The 17,815-nt window shown below is 42.4% G+C and carries 16 protein-coding genes; 7 read left to right on the top strand and 9 right to left on the bottom strand.

The annotated features are described in order from the left end of the window. Nucleotides 1-110: 110 nt before the first annotated feature. Together SD449_RS16095 and gcvP are read right to left on the bottom strand one after the other, a co-directional pair. Nucleotides 111-1,169: a 3-oxoacyl-ACP synthase III family protein gene (locus SD449_RS16095; protein WP_318312035.1), complete on the bottom strand. Its 1,059-nt coding sequence runs from the start codon at nucleotides 1,167-1,169 to the stop codon at nucleotides 111-113. Nucleotides 1,170-1,337: 168 nt separating this feature from the next. Next, nucleotides 1,338-4,193 carry an aminomethyl-transferring glycine dehydrogenase gene (gene gcvP, locus SD449_RS16090; RefSeq protein WP_318312112.1) on the bottom strand — a complete coding sequence of 952 codons (2,856 nt, stop codon included), beginning with the start codon at nucleotides 4,191-4,193 and terminating at the stop codon, nucleotides 1,338-1,340. Nucleotides 4,194-4,318: 125 nt separating this feature from the next. Between gcvP and SD449_RS16085 the strand changes: the two genes are divergently transcribed. Continuing rightward, nucleotides 4,319-5,143 (top strand): UbiA prenyltransferase family protein, encoded by an 825-nt coding sequence (locus SD449_RS16085; protein WP_318312033.1) that lies wholly within the window; start codon nucleotides 4,319-4,321, stop codon nucleotides 5,141-5,143. Nucleotides 5,144-5,372: 229 nt separating this feature from the next. Here the strand turns inward: SD449_RS16085 and SD449_RS16080 are convergent, their stop codons facing one another. The 7 genes from SD449_RS16080 to SD449_RS16050 form a co-directional block, all read right to left on the bottom strand. After that, complete coding sequence (locus tag SD449_RS16080) at nucleotides 5,373-5,927, bottom strand: sigma-70 family RNA polymerase sigma factor (protein WP_318312031.1); 555 nt, start codon at nucleotides 5,925-5,927, stop codon at nucleotides 5,373-5,375. Between the two features lie 223 nt (nucleotides 5,928-6,150). Further along, nucleotides 6,151-6,546, bottom strand: coding sequence for a response regulator (locus SD449_RS16075; protein WP_318312029.1), 396 nt, complete (start codon nucleotides 6,544-6,546; stop codon nucleotides 6,151-6,153). Nucleotides 6,547-6,559: 13 nt separating this feature from the next. Beyond that, nucleotides 6,560-8,419: a PAS domain-containing sensor histidine kinase gene (locus SD449_RS16070; protein WP_318312028.1), complete on the bottom strand. Its 1,860-nt coding sequence runs from the start codon at nucleotides 8,417-8,419 to the stop codon at nucleotides 6,560-6,562. Between the two features lie 140 nt (nucleotides 8,420-8,559). After that, entirely contained in the window at nucleotides 8,560-10,575 is a 2,016-nt protein-coding gene (locus SD449_RS16065; RefSeq protein WP_318312027.1) for a M3 family metallopeptidase, read from the bottom strand. Further along, nucleotides 10,572-10,835 (bottom strand): hypothetical protein, encoded by a 264-nt coding sequence (locus SD449_RS16060; protein WP_318312026.1) that lies wholly within the window; start codon nucleotides 10,833-10,835, stop codon nucleotides 10,572-10,574. Before SD449_RS16060 ends, SD449_RS16065 begins: the two co-directional genes overlap by 4 nt. Before the next feature lie 181 nt (nucleotides 10,836-11,016). Continuing rightward, nucleotides 11,017-11,508, bottom strand: coding sequence for a 5-(carboxyamino)imidazole ribonucleotide mutase (gene purE, locus SD449_RS16055; RefSeq protein ID WP_318312025.1), 492 nt, complete (start codon nucleotides 11,506-11,508; stop codon nucleotides 11,017-11,019). Nucleotides 11,509-11,511: 3 nt separating this feature from the next. Then, on the bottom strand, nucleotides 11,512-12,666 hold the full coding sequence (locus tag SD449_RS16050) for a 5-(carboxyamino)imidazole ribonucleotide synthase (RefSeq protein WP_318312023.1): 1,155 nt from the start codon (nucleotides 12,664-12,666) through the stop codon (nucleotides 11,512-11,514). Nucleotides 12,667-12,783: 117 nt separating this feature from the next. Between SD449_RS16050 and SD449_RS16045 the strand changes: the two genes are divergently transcribed. The 6 genes from SD449_RS16045 to SD449_RS16020 all read left to right on the top strand — a co-directional run bounded on the left by SD449_RS16045 (nucleotide 12,784) and on the right by SD449_RS16020 (nucleotide 17,811). After that, nucleotides 12,784-13,890, top strand: coding sequence for an adenylate kinase (locus SD449_RS16045; protein ID WP_318312111.1), 1,107 nt, complete (start codon nucleotides 12,784-12,786; stop codon nucleotides 13,888-13,890). A 40-nt stretch (nucleotides 13,891-13,930) separates the two neighbouring features. After that, on the top strand, nucleotides 13,931-14,932 hold the full coding sequence (obgE, locus tag SD449_RS16040; protein WP_318312021.1) for a GTPase ObgE: 1,002 nt from the start codon (nucleotides 13,931-13,933) through the stop codon (nucleotides 14,930-14,932). Between the two features lie 65 nt (nucleotides 14,933-14,997). After that, a complete protein-coding gene (locus SD449_RS16035; RefSeq protein WP_318312019.1) occupies nucleotides 14,998-15,522 on the top strand; it encodes a DUF4136 domain-containing protein in 525 nt (174 codons plus the stop codon). A gap of 234 nt (nucleotides 15,523-15,756) precedes the next feature. Beyond that, nucleotides 15,757-15,966 (top strand): hypothetical protein, encoded by a 210-nt coding sequence (locus tag SD449_RS16030; RefSeq protein WP_318312017.1) that lies wholly within the window; start codon nucleotides 15,757-15,759, stop codon nucleotides 15,964-15,966. Nucleotides 15,967-16,030: 64 nt separating this feature from the next. After that, nucleotides 16,031-17,089 (top strand): sensor histidine kinase, encoded by a 1,059-nt coding sequence (locus SD449_RS16025; protein ID WP_318312015.1) that lies wholly within the window; start codon nucleotides 16,031-16,033, stop codon nucleotides 17,087-17,089. Continuing rightward, a complete protein-coding gene (locus SD449_RS16020) occupies nucleotides 17,086-17,811 on the top strand; it encodes a LytR/AlgR family response regulator transcription factor (protein WP_318312013.1) in 726 nt (241 codons plus the stop codon). Before SD449_RS16025 ends, SD449_RS16020 begins: the two co-directional genes overlap by 4 nt. The last annotated feature ends 4 nt before the right edge of the window (nucleotides 17,812-17,815 follow it).

Genomic DNA, 17,815 nt, shown 5'->3' with positions numbered 1-17,815 from the left:
AAATCCCAAATTAGTTTAAGGTTTTAAGTAGGCAGCAACTAGGGGTAGGTAAGTTGTGATGGGTGGGTTACAATGAAATTGAACTTCACGTTTGAATTTGCTTTTTTGTATCAGCATCTGTAAACGATTGCATTAATATTCATACCGGCACCTACACTTGCAAAAATGACCACATCATCTTTTTTTACTTTATGTTCGGGTAGTCCTCCCTTTAGCACCATATCATATAGGGTAGGGACCGTTGCCACTGAACTGTTGCCCAAATTTTGAATGCTCATGGGCATAATGTCCGCAGGCATGGACCTGCCGTATATTTTATAGAAGCGTTTTACGATGGCCTCGTCCATTTTTTCGTTGGCTTGGTGGATAAATATTTTTTTTACGTCATCAATGTCCACCCCGCTTTTTTCTAAACAAGAAGCCATGGCCTTGGGCACGTTGATACAGGCAAATTCATAAATCTTTCTGCCCTGCATTTTGATGTACCGGGTATCTTTGCAAGCGGCTGAATCATTTGATTTGTCGAAATACAGGTAATAGGCTTCCTCGTTTGCATAGGTCAGGGATGCATGGGACAATATTTCCCCATTAGGCGCATCGGCTTCGAGTACTGCGGCGCCTGCTCCGTCAGAAAAAATCATACTGTCACGGTCGTGCACATCTACGACCCGTGATAAGGTTTCCCCGCCAATGACCAAGCATTTTTTTGCCATTCCACTTTTGATGAACGCGTAGGCCTGGATTATCCCTTCAATCCATCCGGGACATCCAAAAATAAGGTCATAAGCCACGCAATTGGGATTTTGGATACGTAACAAGTGCTTTACGCGGGTTGCCAGACTGGGCAAAGTGTCCCCTTGAATCTTCCCAGGGGTCAAATCTCCAAAATTGTGCGCGAATATGATGTAATCGAGCTTTTCCTTATCCACTTTGGCATTGGAGATGGCCTCCTCGGCCGCCAAAAAACCAATGTCGGATGTTTTGAGGTCCGGTTTGGCATACCTTCGGTTGGCAATGCCCGTAATGGCCTCAAACTTTTCAATGATCACATTGTTTTGTTGTTCAAAGGCGGACCCATCGGTCTCCATAAACTCATGATTCAAAAAATCTTCGTTCTTGGTAATTATGGAAGGTATGTGGCTCCCTGTACCTGTAATGCCAATTTTCATGTCGCGCAGAGGTTTTAGTAGATACAATTTATGATATCGCACCTTTAATATTATGCATGCATAATAAATTATACAATGTTCAAAAGGTAACGTATATATTGGTGGATACGAAAAAAGCCTTGACCCAATTCTGGAATCAAGGCTTTTTATCAACGTTTATCCTGTTTTTTAGGCTTCTATATAATCTTCGATGGGTGCACAGGTGCACATCAAATTACGATCCCCAAACGCTTCATCCGTTCTTCTAATACTAGGCCAAAACTTATTTTCGGCCACATAGGGCAACGGATATGCCGCTTTTTCCCTACTATATGGAAAATCCCAAGAATCTGCGGTCAACATGCCCAAAGTATGTGGGGCATTCTTTAGCACGTTGTTCGGTTCATCAGAAGAAGCTTCGTCTATTTCGGTCCTGATGGACAACATGGCATCACAGAATCGGTCCAGTTCGGCCCGGCTTTCACTCTCTGTTGGCTCGATCATCAAAGTTCCCGCAACCGGAAACGAAACGGTAGGGGCGTGGAATCCATAATCGATAAGGCGCTTGGCAATATCGGTGACTTCAATACCATTGGTTTTGAAAGGTCTGCAGTCAATGATCATTTCGTGGGCTGCACGTCCGCGTTCGCCAGCGTACAATACATCGAACTTACCTTTTAATCGGTCCTTGATATAGTTGGCGTTCAGGATAGCGGCCTTGGTAGCGTTGGTAAGTCCTTCCGACCCCAACATTTTGATATAGCCGTAGGAAATCAAACAGACCAATGAACTTCCCCAAGGTGCAGCGGAAATGGCGGTAATCGCATTTTCTCCACCGGTCGGAATTACGGGGTTTGTGGGCAAGAACGGTTTTAATTGTTCCGCAACACAAATAGGACCTACTCCGGGACCACCGCCACCATGTGGTATGGCAAAGGTCTTGTGCAGGTTTAGGTGACAAACGTCGGCTCCAATGGTCGCAGGGTTGGTCAATCCTACCTGGGCGTTCATGTTGGCACCGTCCATGTAAACCTGTCCTCCATTATCGTGGATAAGTTTTGTAATCTGTTTGATGGATGATTCAAAAACTCCATGCGTGGAAGGGTAGGTGACCATCAGTGCGGCCAAGTTTTCAGCATGCTGTTTTGCCTTTTCTTCCAAGTCATCCATATCGATGTTACCTTTTTCATCGGTCTTGGTCACGACCACCTTCATACCGGCCATTACGGCAGATGCTGGATTGGTTCCGTGAGCCGAAGCCGGAATCAAGCAGATGTTTCGATGTCCTTCGTTCCTTGATTCATGATAGGCACGGATGACCATGAGTCCTGCATATTCGCCTTGTGCTCCAGAGTTGGGCTGAAGGGAAGTGGCAGAAAAACCGGTGATCACGTTCAATTGTTGCTCCAAGGACTTTAAAACTTCTTGATAACCTTCAGCTTGGTCCAATGGGGCAAATGGGTGAATATTCCCCCATTCCGGCCAGCTCAATGGTAGCATTTCCGATGCGGCATTCAATTTCATGGTGCAACTTCCCAAAGAAATCATGGATTGGTTCAGTGCCAAATCCTTGCGCTCCAATTTTTTGATGTAACGCATCAACTCGGTCTCTGAATGATAGGAGTTGAAGACTTCGTGTTCCATGAAAGGGGCTTTTCTTTTTAAAGTTGATGGTATTTTGGAATCGTCAATCTCGTTTTCGATGAACATGTCTTCTTCATGAGCTGTAAATAACGTAAACAATTTAATTAACTTGATCACGTCTTCTTCTGAAGTAGCTTCGTTCAACGAGATGGAAATGGTCTTATCGTCAACATAATTAAAGTTGATGCTGGACGATTCGGCCATATTTTTGATTTTTGCAGCATCTCCCACTTCAATTTTCAACGTATCGAAAAAGGAGGTGTTCAATTGCTTTAGACCCATTTTTTCAACTGCTTGGCCAATCATACAAGCCTGTCGGTGTACTTTATTTGCGATATACTTCAATCCTTCAGGGCCGTGGTACACCGCGTACATTCCGGCCATCACGGCCAATAATACTTGGGCGGTACAAATATTGGAGGTCGCTTTGTCCCTTTTAATGTGTTGCTCCCTTGTTTGAAGGGCCATACGTAGCGCCGGATTCCCATCAGTATCTTTGGTTATCCCGATAATACGACCGGGAATGTTTCGTTTGTAGGCTTCTTTAGTGGCAAAGAATGCGGCATGAGGTCCACCATAGCCCAATGGAATCCCAAAGCGCTGTGTGGTTCCCACTACGGCATCCACGCCCCATTCCCCGGGAGGGGTCAATAATACCAAGCTCAGAATATCTGCGGCAACGGCCACTTTGATTTCATTTTCCTTGGCTTTTTCCACAAAGGAGGCATAATCGTTTACTTGACCGTGCTTTCCGGGATATTGCAATAGGGCCCCATAATATTCTGCTGAAAAATCGAAGGTTTCATGATTGCCGATAACCAGCTCTATACCTAAAGGTATGGCCCGTGTTTCGAGCAAGCTCAATGTTTGTGGCAGTATCTCTTCGGATACAAAAAACTTGACGGCATCTTGCTTTTTCTGTTCACGCGTTCGCAGTTCGAACAGCATGTTCATGGCCTCGGCGGCCGCGGTACTCTCGTCCAAAAGGGATGCGTTGGCAATTTCCATTCCGGTAAGGTCGGCGACCATGGTCTGGAAGTTTAAAAGGGCCTCCAATCTTCCTTGGGCAATCTCCGCTTGGTAGGGTGTATAGGCGGTGTACCATCCCGGATTTTCCAAAATGTTCCTTTTGATTACCGAGGGTGTTAGCGACTCATGGTACCCTAGACCAATATAGGTTTTGAAAACCTTGTTTTTCTTGGCCAGCTCGTGCAAGTGGTTCAGAAAAGCGTGTTCACTGATACCTGCCGGCAGGTCCAACGGTTTTTTTAATTTAATATCATCTGGAATGGTCTCATAAATGAGCTGTTCCATACTTTCCACCCCAATGGTTTCGAGCATGTGGGGCAAGTCTCTTTCGGTGATGCCTATGTGTCTGGCAGCAAAAACCTCTGTGTTCATGTTCAATCCAATAAAGTGCACAAAATTAGGGATTAATTCGATGAAAATGGTCAATTTTGATGTTCTCTGGACCAAAGTTGTTAACCACAAGTTAACCTTTGGGCAAGGATAGAAGATTTAGGCCGATGCGAACCCTAAAAACCCTTTTCAATTTTTACCTTGATGCCAGTATCCATGTGGCCATTTCCGTGATTTCCATGGCGGGCGTTACCTTCCATTTGTTAGGAAGTTCGTCGGACATAGACCTATTGGGCTTTATCTTTTTTAGCGTGATTGTCTGCTATAATTTTATCAAATACGGAGTGGAGGCCTATAAATACCTGATCGTATCCAACGCATACCATAAAATTATTCAGGTTTTCAGTTTTGTTTCTTTTGCTTTTGCGATTTATTTTTTGTTGCGACTGGATGAAGAAATTTGGGTCGCAACGGCTGTTCTAGGCTTTTTGTCCGCCCTTTACGCGGTTCCCATGTTACCGCGGGCAAAAAATTTAAGAAATCTGGCCGGGCTCAAAATTTATATCGTTGCGTTTGTTTGGGCAGGATTTACCGTTTTGTTGCCCGTTTTGGATGCAAAAATGACCTTGGATTGGGATTTTGCGGTAACGTTCATTCAGCGGATGCTGTTGGTGCTGATACTGATTCTTCCTTTTGAAATCAGGGATTTGCAATGGGACGACAAAAGTCTACGGACTTTGCCACAAGTACTCGGGATTCAAAACACGAAAAGGCTGGGATTGGGTTTGATCTTGATTTTTTTCTTGATGACTTTTCTGAAGGATTCAATACATCAAAAGGAAACCGCTTTGCGACTAATTTTGTCGGCCGTACTTGTTTTTATACTGATTTCAAAGAAGCGAATGCAGTCCAAGTATTTTGTGATGTTTTGGGTGGAAGCTATCCCGATTTTCTGGTTTTCGTTGTTCTGGTTTGTCAAAGAGTTTTTTTAAAACTTCTCTCCAAGCTCCCGTTTCATGCGTTTTTTGTCGTCTTCAGACAACATAGTGAGTCCAGCGCGATCGCACAATGAGGTCAATTCGCTGTTCTTTTTGGAGTATCCTTTGCAGACTTTACAATATAGTAGGTGGAAGCGCAGTTTGACAATGTCCCAAAAGCTAGCTTCTTTATACTGGGATTTGTCACAAATACATGATGCCTCTTTACATGAAATCTTCATACCTAAAACCAATTTTCATTTAAACAACCCATCAGCGATGTTCTTGCCCTATGGATCATTACCCACAGATTGGACGGATTAATATCGAGTTCATTACAAATATCTTCGGTGCTCATGCCTTGAATGGTCTTTAGTTTAAATGCCAAGGCCTGTTTTTTGGGGAGTTTGGTGATGCAATCCTGAATCGCCGCGCCCAATTCCTCGTTTTCAAGCACATTGTCTCCATCCCTGCTGAAGGGGTCGGCCACTTGCTGTTCCAGCCAATCCCCCTCGGCCTCCGAATCCGAACTATAATTGATGCGTACTTCGGCCTTGCCTTTTTTGGAATTTATTTTTCGATAATGGTCGATGACCTTTCTTTTTAAAATGGATACCAACCAAGTACGCTCGGCTGCATCTCCCTTAAAGTTTTTGGCAGAGTTGAGTCCCGCAAAAAAGGTTTCCTGTACCAAATCCTTTGCTATTTCAGCATCGCTAACACGCGAGACCGCATAGTTGAAAAGATAGTCCGCATATTGGTCTACCCAGTTTTCCGGTTGAAGTTTGTGCTTGGTCATATTCTTATCGAATTACCAAATGTAAGGGTTTTTTGAACATCCAAAGATGTGACTGAAAACGCATTGGACGTTCAAAAGACGCCAAGCTAACACCGAAACAAGTATTTAATATAAATTTTTGAATTTTTGATCGAAAACACTCTCTAGCCTTCAGGTAATTCGGCCAATATTATGTACGAGTTGGTTGGGAATAAAAAAATGTAAAAAACAAATGTGTTATCGGTTACAGTTTTAAAATGATTTTCTCGATATCTTCGGGTTTTAAAGGTTTTACAAGATAATCCGATATAGCATGGATTCTTTTCGCCTTTTTGATATCCTTTGGATCCATTGAAGAGGACACCATGTACACTTTGATTTCTTTGTTCAATTTAGGAAGCATTTCCACAAACTCGGACATGAATTGGAAACCATCCATTACGGGCATATTGATATCCAAAAAGATGAGGTCGGGAAGTAGATGGTCGTCATTTTGATGGACAACAATATGTTCCAGTGCCTCTGCACCATCACAAAATGTATGTACAGTACCTATCTGAGGAATACTTTTAAGGGCAACTCCAATAGTGAATTGATAGATTTCGTCATCATCAACCACAAAGACATTGAGTGGTTCCATATTTTATCTTTGATTATAAGTTTATAAAAAATGAAGTTCCCTTTCCTACTTCACTGGAAGCCCAAATTTTACCGCCCATGGCATCCACTTGGGCCTTTGTTAAAAACAAACCAACGCCTTTGGCATCTTTATTTCTATGAAAAACCTTGCTGAAACCGAACAGTTTGTGGCCGTTCTTTTTCAGGTCGATTCCCAATCCGTTGTCCCGGAATTCCAATTGTACGATACCGTCATTAATTTTGGATTGCACAAAAATTTTCGGGGCTCTATCCTCGGCCCTGTACTTTAGAGAATTGCTTATCAAATTGAGAAAAATACTTTCAAGATAGATTTTGTTGTACATGGCGCTTGGTATCTCCGAAAAATCGTGCTCTATTGTTGCATTGGTTTTTGAAATCTCCGCAGCCAACATTTCTTTTGTTTTGGATAAAGTTTTCTCAAAATATGTCTTTTCCAAGGACTGTACGGAGCCCTTTTTAATAATCAACGATTCTACCAAAGTGTCCAAGGTCCATGTTAAATGGTTCGCGACGGAATCTATTTTGTCGATGATCATTTCTTTGGTTCCTTCATCGCTTTCCGTTTTATAAATATCCAGCAGTGCTTTTAGATTGCTCACCGGTGATCGTAAATTGTGCGATGTGATCTGATTGAATTCCTCCAATTGTCGATTTTGGGCTTTTAAGCGCGTTGCCGATTCTTTTAAGCTTTTGTTGGTTTCCAATATTCGGTGGGCTGCTTGTTTTTGGGTGGTAATATCCCTTATTGCAATGGAAACAAGTAATCCTTCGGAGGTTTTAAGCGGACTTAGGGTTACTTGAACAGGTATTTGGAATCCAGATTTGTTCTGTATAAAAAAGTCAAGATCAGCTGGGACTTCGGTATGTTTGGGGGATTTGAAAAAGTTGTCGGCATAATACTCCATGGTGTCCCAAAGTCTTCTGGGGACCAATTTGGTCAAATGTTTGTCTTTAAGTTCAGCGGGCATATAGCCAAACATTTTTTCCGCCTGCTTGTTTATTAATTGGATGATGCCCATTTGGTTGACGATTACCATGGTATCCGGAGCCGAATCCAATAGTCCCCTAAACTTTATCTCGGACATTCTATGCTCCGTAATATCCTGGGTGGTTCCGATCATTTTAATTACATCACCATTTTTGTCGGTAATTAATTCGCCAATCAGTTCAACGGTATGGACATTTCCATCTTTATGAATGATTCGGTGCATGAATTTTTGAAATCTTTTCTTCGCTATGATTTCTTCAGCGTTTTCACGAAACATTGCCCTGTCATCGGGATGTATGGATTCGATGACGCGCTCAAAATTGATAGGAGTGCCCAATTCCAAATCGAAAATCCGATATAGGTTATCGGACCACATGATTTCATCTTCAACAATATCCCATTCCCAATATCCAATTTTGGACAGTTGTTCTGCAAGGTTTAACTGTTGATTTTTTTTGGCAAGTTCAATTCCAGTATTTTTTCGTTCGGTAATGTCCTGAAGAAAGCCGACTATTTTAATGCATACGCCATTTACCATATGGGGATACCCCACATTACGGACATAACGAATATTGCCTTTTGCCGTTAAAATTTCGAGATCTAAATCATAAGGGTCGCCATTGTTCAAAGCACGGTACATGGCATCTCTGGCCTTGTCCTTATAATATCCTTCTTTAAAAAAGGACTTGATGTTTTCCATTGTCGGGACAAAGTCTGTTGACACTTGGACAATTTGTTTGGTGACATCGCTCCAATAGACTTCATTGGTGGAAACATCAAGCTCATAGATTCCAATTTTGGCAAGTTTGACGACCTCGTTGAATAAACTCATCGATGCCGAGTCCTCGTTGTCCCAATTCTTCATATGCTTTAGCGGTTAAGTATAAAAAATAAGAAGGTATTGACCATTAAAGGACAGGGTTAAGGTTGATATAAGCCGAAAAGGTACTAAAAATCAGCTTTTGTTTTAGAGATGCTTGAAATTTAATTTCTATTCAAATCGTTTTAAACGAGTCCTGCCCGTTCCAATAAGGCATCAATTTTGGGTTCTGCTCCCCTGAACTTCTTGTATAGGTCCATGGGGTTTTCCGTTCCGCCTTTTGAGAGCACGTGCTCTTTAAATTTGTCCGCAACCATTTTACTGAAAATCCCGTTTTCCTTGAAATAGGCAAAGGCATCGGCATCCAATACTTCCGCCCATTTATAACTGTAGTAACCCGAGGAATAACCTCCTTGGAAAATATGTGAAAAAGAGGTGCTCATGCAAGTCTCCGGAGTTTCCGGGAATAAATCGGTGCTTTCGAACGCTTCGGCCTCATATTCCTTTAAATTTTTTATGTTGGAAGGATCTTTACCGTGCCAAGCCATATCCAACAATCCAAAACTCAATTGGCGAACGGTGGCCATGCCTTCTTGAAAAGTGGCAGATTCCTTGATTTTCTCCACCAATTCCATCGGAATCAATTCACCTGTCTCATAATGATGGGCAAAAAGCTCCAAGGCCTCTTTTTCGTAGCACCAGTTTTCCATTACTTGACTGGGAAGCTCCACAAAATCCCAATACACCGAAGTGCCAGATAGACTAGGGTAGGTGGTATTGGCCAACATACCATGCAAAGCATGTCCAAATTCATGAAAAAGGGTAGTGACCTCGTTAAACGTAAGCAATGATGGTTTGGAACTTGTTGGTCTGGTAAAATTGCAAACATTGGAAATATGTGGTCTGCTATTTTCGCCATTTAAAATATACTGAGGTTTGTAGGATGTCATCCATGCACCGCCCCTTTTTCCAGGTCTCGGGTGGAAATCGGCGTAGAACAAAGAGATAAAATCACCATTTTCGTATACCTCAAAGGTTTTTACTTCTTTGTGGTATTTGTCTACGTTGTCCACCTCTTTAAATGTAAGTCCAAAGAGTTTTTCAGCAACCTTGAATACGCCATTAATTACATTTTCCAGTTTGAAGTACGGTTTCAGTTTTTCGTCATCCAAATTGAACAATTTTTGCTTCAACTTTTCGGAATAGTAAGCACTGTCCCATTTTTCCAAGCGATCAATATTATCCAACTCCTTGGCATAGGCTTCCAATTCGGCAAATTCCCTTTCGGCAGCAGGTTTTGCTTTCTCCAAAAGTTCGTTCAGAAATTCTTTTACTTTTTCGGGGGTCTCCGCCATTCGCTCCTCGAGCACAAAATCCGCATGGGTTTTATAGCCCAAAAGATTGGCTCTTTCGTGGCGAAGGTTTACGATGCGTTTTACGTTTTCTTGGTTGTCCAGTTCATCATTATGGAAACCCTTGCTGCCAAAAGCCATGGAAAGTTCCTTGCGCAACTCCCTGTTCTTGGCATATTTCATAAATGGGATATAGCTTGGGTAGTCCAAAGTGATCAACCAACCTTCCTTGCCTTTGGATTCTGCCAGTTGGGCCGCCGCTTCCTTAGTGCCTTCGGGAAGACCGTCCACATCTTTTTCATCCGTAAGATGCATTTCATATTTATTGGTCTCTGCCAATACGTTTTCACCAAAGGTCAATTTCAACTTGGAGAGTTCTGTGTCTATTTCTCGAAGACGTTTTTTGTTCTCTTCCTTTAAGTTGGCTCCGTTTCGGCTGAAATTCTTGTATTTTTTTTCAAGAAGCGTCTGTTGTTCGGTGCTCAAATCCAGGGAGTCACGTTGTTCATAAACGGTTTTGATTCGAGCAAAAAGCCCTTCGTTCAAAGTGATATCATTACTGAACTCTGACAAAAGCGGGGACACTTCTTGCGCTATTTTTTGAATTTCTTCGTTGGTCTCGGCAGAATTCAAATTGAAAAAGACACTGGAGATACGGTCTAATTGCTGACCAGAAAAATCCAAGGCTTCCAAGGTGTTTTCAAACGTGGGAGGTTCTGGATTGTCCACAATGGCATCGATTTCCTTTTTGGTATCCTCGATGGCCTGAAGAAAAGCAGGCTTAAAATGTTCGTTCTTTATTTTGGAAAACGGAGCTTGATCAAAAGGCTCCAATAATGGGTTGTTCATGTATTTTTAAGTTCTTTTTGGTTTTTAACCTTCAAAAAGGTAATAATTGAGTCAAAAAGTAAATATATAACCGACAATACAAAAGAAAATATTCCTACGGTTAAAAAAGCAAAATTCCTGGCACTATCGTTCGTCACTCTTCTTATTGCCGCTTGTGATTCATGATTAGTTTCTTTCCAATCTACGAATCCATTATGGTTAAGGTCAAAGCTCTCAGCATGCATCTCAATATTGTGCCGACGAATTTCTACATAGGTCAAAACCAAAAAATAAAGCACAAAAAATAGTAGGATGCTTCGCCAGATACTTTTTAAATAGGGTCGGTGATTTTTTTTTCTTGCCCTTAAGGTTATCAGTATACACCCGAGAGCAATCAATAACCCTATGTTGTTCGGACTTAAAATAGTGTTGTACTGTTAGATTCTTATAAAAAATGTTCAATTAAAAGGTTTTCTTTACTTCCTCGGCACCTTTGATTACTTTTTCCTTGAGTCCCTCTTTATAAGCAATAATGTTGTCCATGATTTCTTTGTTGGAACTTCCTATGATTTGCGCAGCCAAGATTCCAGCATTTTTGGCACCGTTCAAGGCCACCGTAGCTACGGGAACACCGCCGGGCATTTGCAAAATCGATAGGACGGAATCCCAACCATCAATGGAATTGCTGCTTTTTACGGGTACTCCGATAACAGGGAGAGGCGATAACGATGCCACCATTCCTGGCAAATGTGCCGCTCCGCCGGCTCCAGCAATAATTACGGAATAGCCATTGGTGTGTGCACTTTTGCTAAAACTGAACAATTTTTCGGGTGTTCTGTGGGCGGAAACAATATCCACGTCCACATCCACTCCCAATTCCTTTAATATATGGATGGCTTCTTGCATAACGGGAAGGTCGCTGGTACTTCCCATGATCACGGCTACTTTGCTCATATCTTATTTGCTTATCACTTTAATGGTTTCTTTTACCTGTTGGGCTACTTCTCGCGCTCTTGCCATATTTTCGTCCACAATGGTCACATGGCCCATTTTACGAAACGGGCGGGTTTGTTTCTTGCCATAGATGTGTGGGGTAACCCCGTCCATCTCCAATATTTTTTCAATGTTCTCATAAACCACCTCTCCGGTATGTCCTTCGGCACCTACCAAGTTAACCATAATTCCTGCTACTTTACTGTCCGTTTTTCCAAGGGGCAAGCCTAAAATGGCACGTATATGCTGCTCAAATTGGTTGGTGTATGCTGCTTCAATACTATAGTGTCCACTATTGTGTGGCCTTGGGGCCGATTCATTCACCAAAATTTGGTCATCCTTGGTCTGGAACATTTCCACCGCCAATAATCCAACGTGTTTCATATGTTCTGAAACCTTCAAGGCTACTTCTTGGGCCTTTTTGGCTACGGCGTCATCAATACGGGCTGGACAAATAACGTATTCCACTTGATTGGCCTCGGGATGGAACTCCATCTCCACCACGGGATATGTTTTTACTTCGCCTTTGGCGTTTCGAGCTACCACAACGGCCAGTTCATTTTTAAAGTTGATCATTTTCTCGGCAATGCACTCCACATTCGGCAGTTCTTTGAGGTCTTCCAACTTTCGTACAACTTTTACCCCTTGCCCGTCATATCCAAATTGCGCGCTTTTCCATACAAACGGCAATGAAAGCCCTCCGTTGCTTATACTGTCCTTTATCTCGGAAGTATATGCAAATCGTGTAAAAGGAGCCGTGGGAATACCATGGTCGGTGTAGAACAATTTTTGGACGGCCTTGTTCTGAATGGTCCTCAATGTTTTGGTAGGAGGATATACGGTTATTCCTTCATGTTCCAACTTTTCGAGGGCATCGACATTCACGTTTTCAATTTCGATGGTAAGCACGTCCACATCTTTCCCAAATGCATATACGGTATCAAAATCCATCAAACTGCCCTGTACAAATTCGTTGCAGGCTATCTTACAGGGAGCTTCATTGGAGGCATCCATCACTTTGGTGTATATATCCCATTTTCTGGTTTCGTAAAGCATCATTTTGCCCAGTTGTCCGCCACCCAGGATTCCTAATTTAAAGTCAGAAGAAAAAAATTGCATTGGTCTGTAAATTGAATGTCAGCAAAAATACATGAAATCCACGAGGCTTTAAAAGATGAAAGGGCTCAGGACCCTTAAAAATATTATCTTTGCCAACCTGACCATAACTTGAATACATTGATAAAGCTCCAAGACAAATTATTTAAGCCTTATATCAAGGAAGAACAAATTCTTGCTGCCATAGATAAAATGGCCAAGGAGATAGCCAACGATTATAAAGATCAGACGCCCTTGTTCGTAGGTGTGCTCAATGGGGCCTTTATGTTTGTGTCCGATTTTCTCAAGGCCTATCCATATCCCTGCGAGGTTTCTTTTGTAAGGTTGAGTTCCTACCAAGGCCTCACTTCCACCGGGATTGTGGAGACCTTGTTGGACGTGCCAGAGGAAGTTGAAGGTAAAAGTGTCATTATTTTGGAGGATGTTGTGGACACGGGACGTACTTTAAAGGAATTGGTGCACCTGTTTTCCAATACCAATGTGAAGGAGTTTAAGATCGGGACACTTTTTTACAAATCCGATGTGTACAATGGGGAATACGCCATCGATTATGTTGGCCTGGAAATCCCGGATAATTTTATTGTGGGCTACGGGCTCGATTATAATGAACTTGGCAGAAATCTCAGAGAAGTTTACCAATTAAATCAAACAGATATGATCAACCTAGTGCTTTTTGGAAAGCCAGGAGCAGGAAAAGGAACCCAAGCAAGTTTCCTAAAGGAAAAGTATAATTTGAAACACATTTCCACAGGGGATGTTTTCCGCTATAACATTAAAAATGGAACCGAGCTTGGTAATTTGGCCAAATCGTATATTGATAAAGGAGATCTGGTGCCGGATGAGGTGACCATTGACATGCTAAAGGCCGAAGTGGAAAAAAGTCCGGATGCGGCAGGTTTTATTTTTGACGGATTTCCCCGTACGGCTGCACAAGCAGAAGCTTTGGACAATTTTTTGGAATCCAAGGACATGAAGGTAAACGCTACCATTGCCCTTGAAGCAGAGGACGATATTTTGGTAGCTCGGTTGTTGGAAAGGGGCAAGAGCAGTGGTCGCTCAGATGATCAGGATGAAAGCAAGATCCGTAACCGTTTTGACGAGTACAATCAAAAAACCGCTCCGCTGAAAGCATACTACGAAGCGCAGGGCAAATTCCATTCTGTGAACGGAATAGGGGAGATCAATGAGATTACCGAGCGTTTGAGCAAGGTAATCGATTCGCTCTAATGGATTCGATTCCCTACAAGGATTTTTTATATAAAAGGATATGACCGAAGGAAATTTTGTTGATTATGTGAAGGTGCACATTTCGTCTGGAAACGGAGGGAAGGGTTCCGCACATTTACGTCGTGAAAAATATGTGGCCAAAGGTGGTCCGGACGGCGGCGATGGTGGTCGGGGAGGTCATGTCATAATCAAGGGGAACAAGAACTTGTGGACGCTGGTCCATTTTAAGTTCCAAAAACACTTTAAGGCCGGCCATGGTGAGCATGGTAGCAAAAGCAGAAGCACGGGTGCCGATGGCGAGGACGTTTATCTGGAAGTGCCCTTGGGTACTGTGGTGCGTGACAGCGAGACCAACGACATACTTTTTGAAATCACCGAGGATGGTGAGCAAAAAGTGGTGCTGGAAGGTGGAATGGGCGGATTGGGAAACTGGCATTTTAAAAGTGCCACCAACCAAACCCCCCGTTATGCGCAACCGGGAATAAAAGGTCAAGAAGGACACCTTACCCTGGAGCTTAAGGTGCTGGCGGATGTCGGCCTTGTTGGATTTCCGAATGCAGGAAAATCTACGCTACTGTCGGTTATGACTTCGGCCAAACCCAAAATCGCCAATTACGAGTTTACCACCCTTAAGCCCAATTTGGGCATAGTGGAATATCGGGATTTTCAAAGTTTTGTGATGGCCGACATCCCAGGAATTATTGAGGGGGCTGCCGAAGGCAAAGGGTTGGGGCACTATTTTTTGCGCCATATAGAACGCAACGCAACGCTTTTGTTTTTAATTCCGGCCGACAGTAAGGACATTAGCCAGGAGTACCAAATACTTTTGGATGAACTTAGGAGGTACAATCCGGAGTTGTTGGATAAAGAAAGATTGGTCGCCATATCCAAATGCGATATGTTGGACCAAGAGCTTATCGATGAAATGAACGAGGACATGAAAGACGATTTCAAGGATGTTCCTTATCTTTTTATATCGTCCGTGAGCGGTCTGGGTATCCAAAAACTGAAGGATAGGCTTTGGCAGTTGTTGAACGAATAATGGTACGTTAGCCACCCTACCAATCCATATATTCATTAATTTTAGGGGAACCCAAACTTCCTGTCATGCGTTATTTTCTTTCCATAATCCTTGTTTCTGCCCTGATGTCCTGTAGTAGCGTTAAAGTAAATTATGACTACGATAAGACGGTAGACTTTTCCAGCTATTCCACCTACAATTATTATGCGGACATGCAAACCGGACTGAGCCAATTGGACGAGAAAAGGTTGCTAAGGGCCTTGGATTCAACATTAAAAAGCAGGGGCTACCGCTTGGCGGAAGAACCTGAACTCTTTATCAATATCCTCAGCGATGAATATAGAAGTGCCCCAAGCAACAATGTAGGTGTTGGTATTGGAGGTGGGGGTAGGAATGTCGGTGGTGGTATATCGGTAGGCTTGCCCTTGGGAAGTCCTGCCCTTCGCAGAAACATTCAGATAGACCTTGTGGATGCCCAAAGGGACGCGCTCATTTGGCAGGCCATTGCGGAAAGTGGCTATAGGGAAAATGCTTCACCCAGCGTGCGCGAGGATAAGCTCCGGGCAGTGGTAAAAAAAGTATTCTCCAAATTTCCGCCCAAGGTCAAATAGGTTCAAATTTCGGTTTTAAAAGAATTTTAGGAGCATCGGTAGCGGTTTACCGTTCGGTCCATAAAAATTACCACTGGTCATAAACTACTTCATCGGGCAGGTTTGGTATGCTACTTTTACCTCGCAAACAAAAACCAAAATCGATTCGTTATGATAGCACTGGCAAAATTGATTATTTCACTTCTAGTTAGCATCATTCTATAAAATTGTTTTAGCGAATACAAAATCATTCACATGAGAAAACTGAGCACAACACAAAAGGTAGTTTTTGCCATGGGCATCCTTGGTGTCGCCATAGGAATATTCGGGAGATTCAATGATTGGGAATATATGGAGTATTTTCCATTTTTCTATTCTGGATCAACAATGATGTGGATTGCCTTTTTGCCCAAGCGCAAATCCTGCAACAATCCCTTTAAGCGCAAACAGGCCCAAGAGGCATAGTCATGGGCCAAATTTGGGAAAATCGTAAGAGTTTAACGTAAATTTGAGCTCCGTGCTCAAAATAATGGAGTTAAGTACTAAAAAAAGAAATATTGCATTTTGGGTTCTTCAATTTCTTGGTTGGGGCTTTATCAATGCCATAGCCGCTTTAATACCCCAAAAAATAAGTCTTGAGATGACCATATTCTCTGTGGTTGTCGGAATTTTTATAGGCGTATTTTCTACCTCCATCTTACGTTGGTACCTTAAGAGAAATGTTCATTTTGATTCCTTTGGTGGAAAAGAGGTCCTGAAAATTATTGTATCCATATTACTGGCTTCCACGATTTTCGGACTTTTAAATGTCTTTTTTGGGTACATCTATATAAAATTTGGCCCAGAAATTACCGAGGCAGAAATGCAGATGTTCGAGGGTTATGACAAAGTCATGGTCCAAGTATTGAATTCGCTCTTTTTGGTCGGGGCCTGGACGATTACGTATTTGGTCATCAAATTACTTTTGAAATTAAATCAGGATCGAATAGAAAGGCTTGAGCTGAATACCACCTTAAAGCAGGCCCAATTAAACACTTTAAAGGGGCAAATAAATCCCCATTTTATGTTCAATAGTTTAAACAATATTCGCGGATTGATGCTGGAAGATGTGGATAAATCGCGGGAAATGCTGACCAAACTCTCCGAAATCATACGATATTCGCTTACCAAAAACAACATCAACGATATTCCCGTTCGTGAAGAATTGGAAGTGGTCGACAACTACATAGACCTTTCAAAAATTCAATTTGAGGACCGATTGGAATTCGTAAAACAGGTGGAGACGAACACGCTGGATCTTCGAATTCCACCCATGATCATTCAATTGTTGATTGAGAATGCGGTAAAGCATGGCATATCCAATCTTAAAAACGGAGGGAGGATTGTGCTGTCTATAATGGAGAAAGACAATGACCTGTTGATCGAAGTGAGAAATACGGGAAAATTGAAAATCACCAAGGATTCCACCCAATTGGGATTGAAAAACATAGAACAACGGTTGAAATTGTTGTATGCTGATCGTGCTTCCTTTAAATTGGAAGAGGTGTCGGATGAGGTGGTGGCACAAATCAAAATTCCTTTAACATGAAGATCAGAGCGGTTATAGTAGAAGATTCCCGGTTGGCCCGAAACGAGCTGAAAGAGTTGATCAAACTGCACGATGACCTAGAAGTTGTTGGAGAGGCTGGGAATGTGGACGATGGCGTAAGTTTAATCGAGTCGGAATCACCCGATCTGCTTTTTTTGGATATCAATATGCCCGAAAAAGATGGTTTTGACCTATTGGAAATGTTGGACGAGGTGCCCATTACCATCTTTACTACAGCTTACGATGAATATGCCATCAAATCATTTGAGTACAATGCATTGGATTATCTATTGAAGCCCGTGAGCAATAAGCGTTTTGACATGGCCATGGACAAGGTGAGGAGTAAAATGGCTTCGAAGGAAGAGAGTCCAACAAACGCTCAAAAATTAACGGACAGTAGTCAAATATTCATAAAGGACGGGGAATCTTGCTGGTTGGTGAAAGTTGGCAACATTTCCATGTTCGAGATTGTGGGCAATTATACCCGGGTATTTTTTGAGGACAAGAAGCCAATGCTCTATAAGTCGCTGAACCAAGTGGAGGAAAAGTTGCCTTCGGATTCTTTTTTTAGGGCCAATCGGCAACAGATTGTCAACACCAATTATATTGAAGACGTGGTTCCTTGGTTCAATGGCAAATTAAAATTGACCATGAAAAATGGCGAAGAAGTAGAGGTTTCCCGAAGGCAATCCTACATTTTTAAGGATAAAATGAGTTTATAAAAAA

The sequence above is a fragment of the Flagellimonas crocea genome (genome assembly GCF_033441595.1).
GTDB lineage: Bacteria > Bacteroidota > Bacteroidia > Flavobacteriales > Flavobacteriaceae > Flagellimonas > Flagellimonas crocea.
The sequence above is the reverse complement of the archived record's forward strand: the minus strand, read 5'-3'. Positions and strand labels throughout refer to the sequence as shown.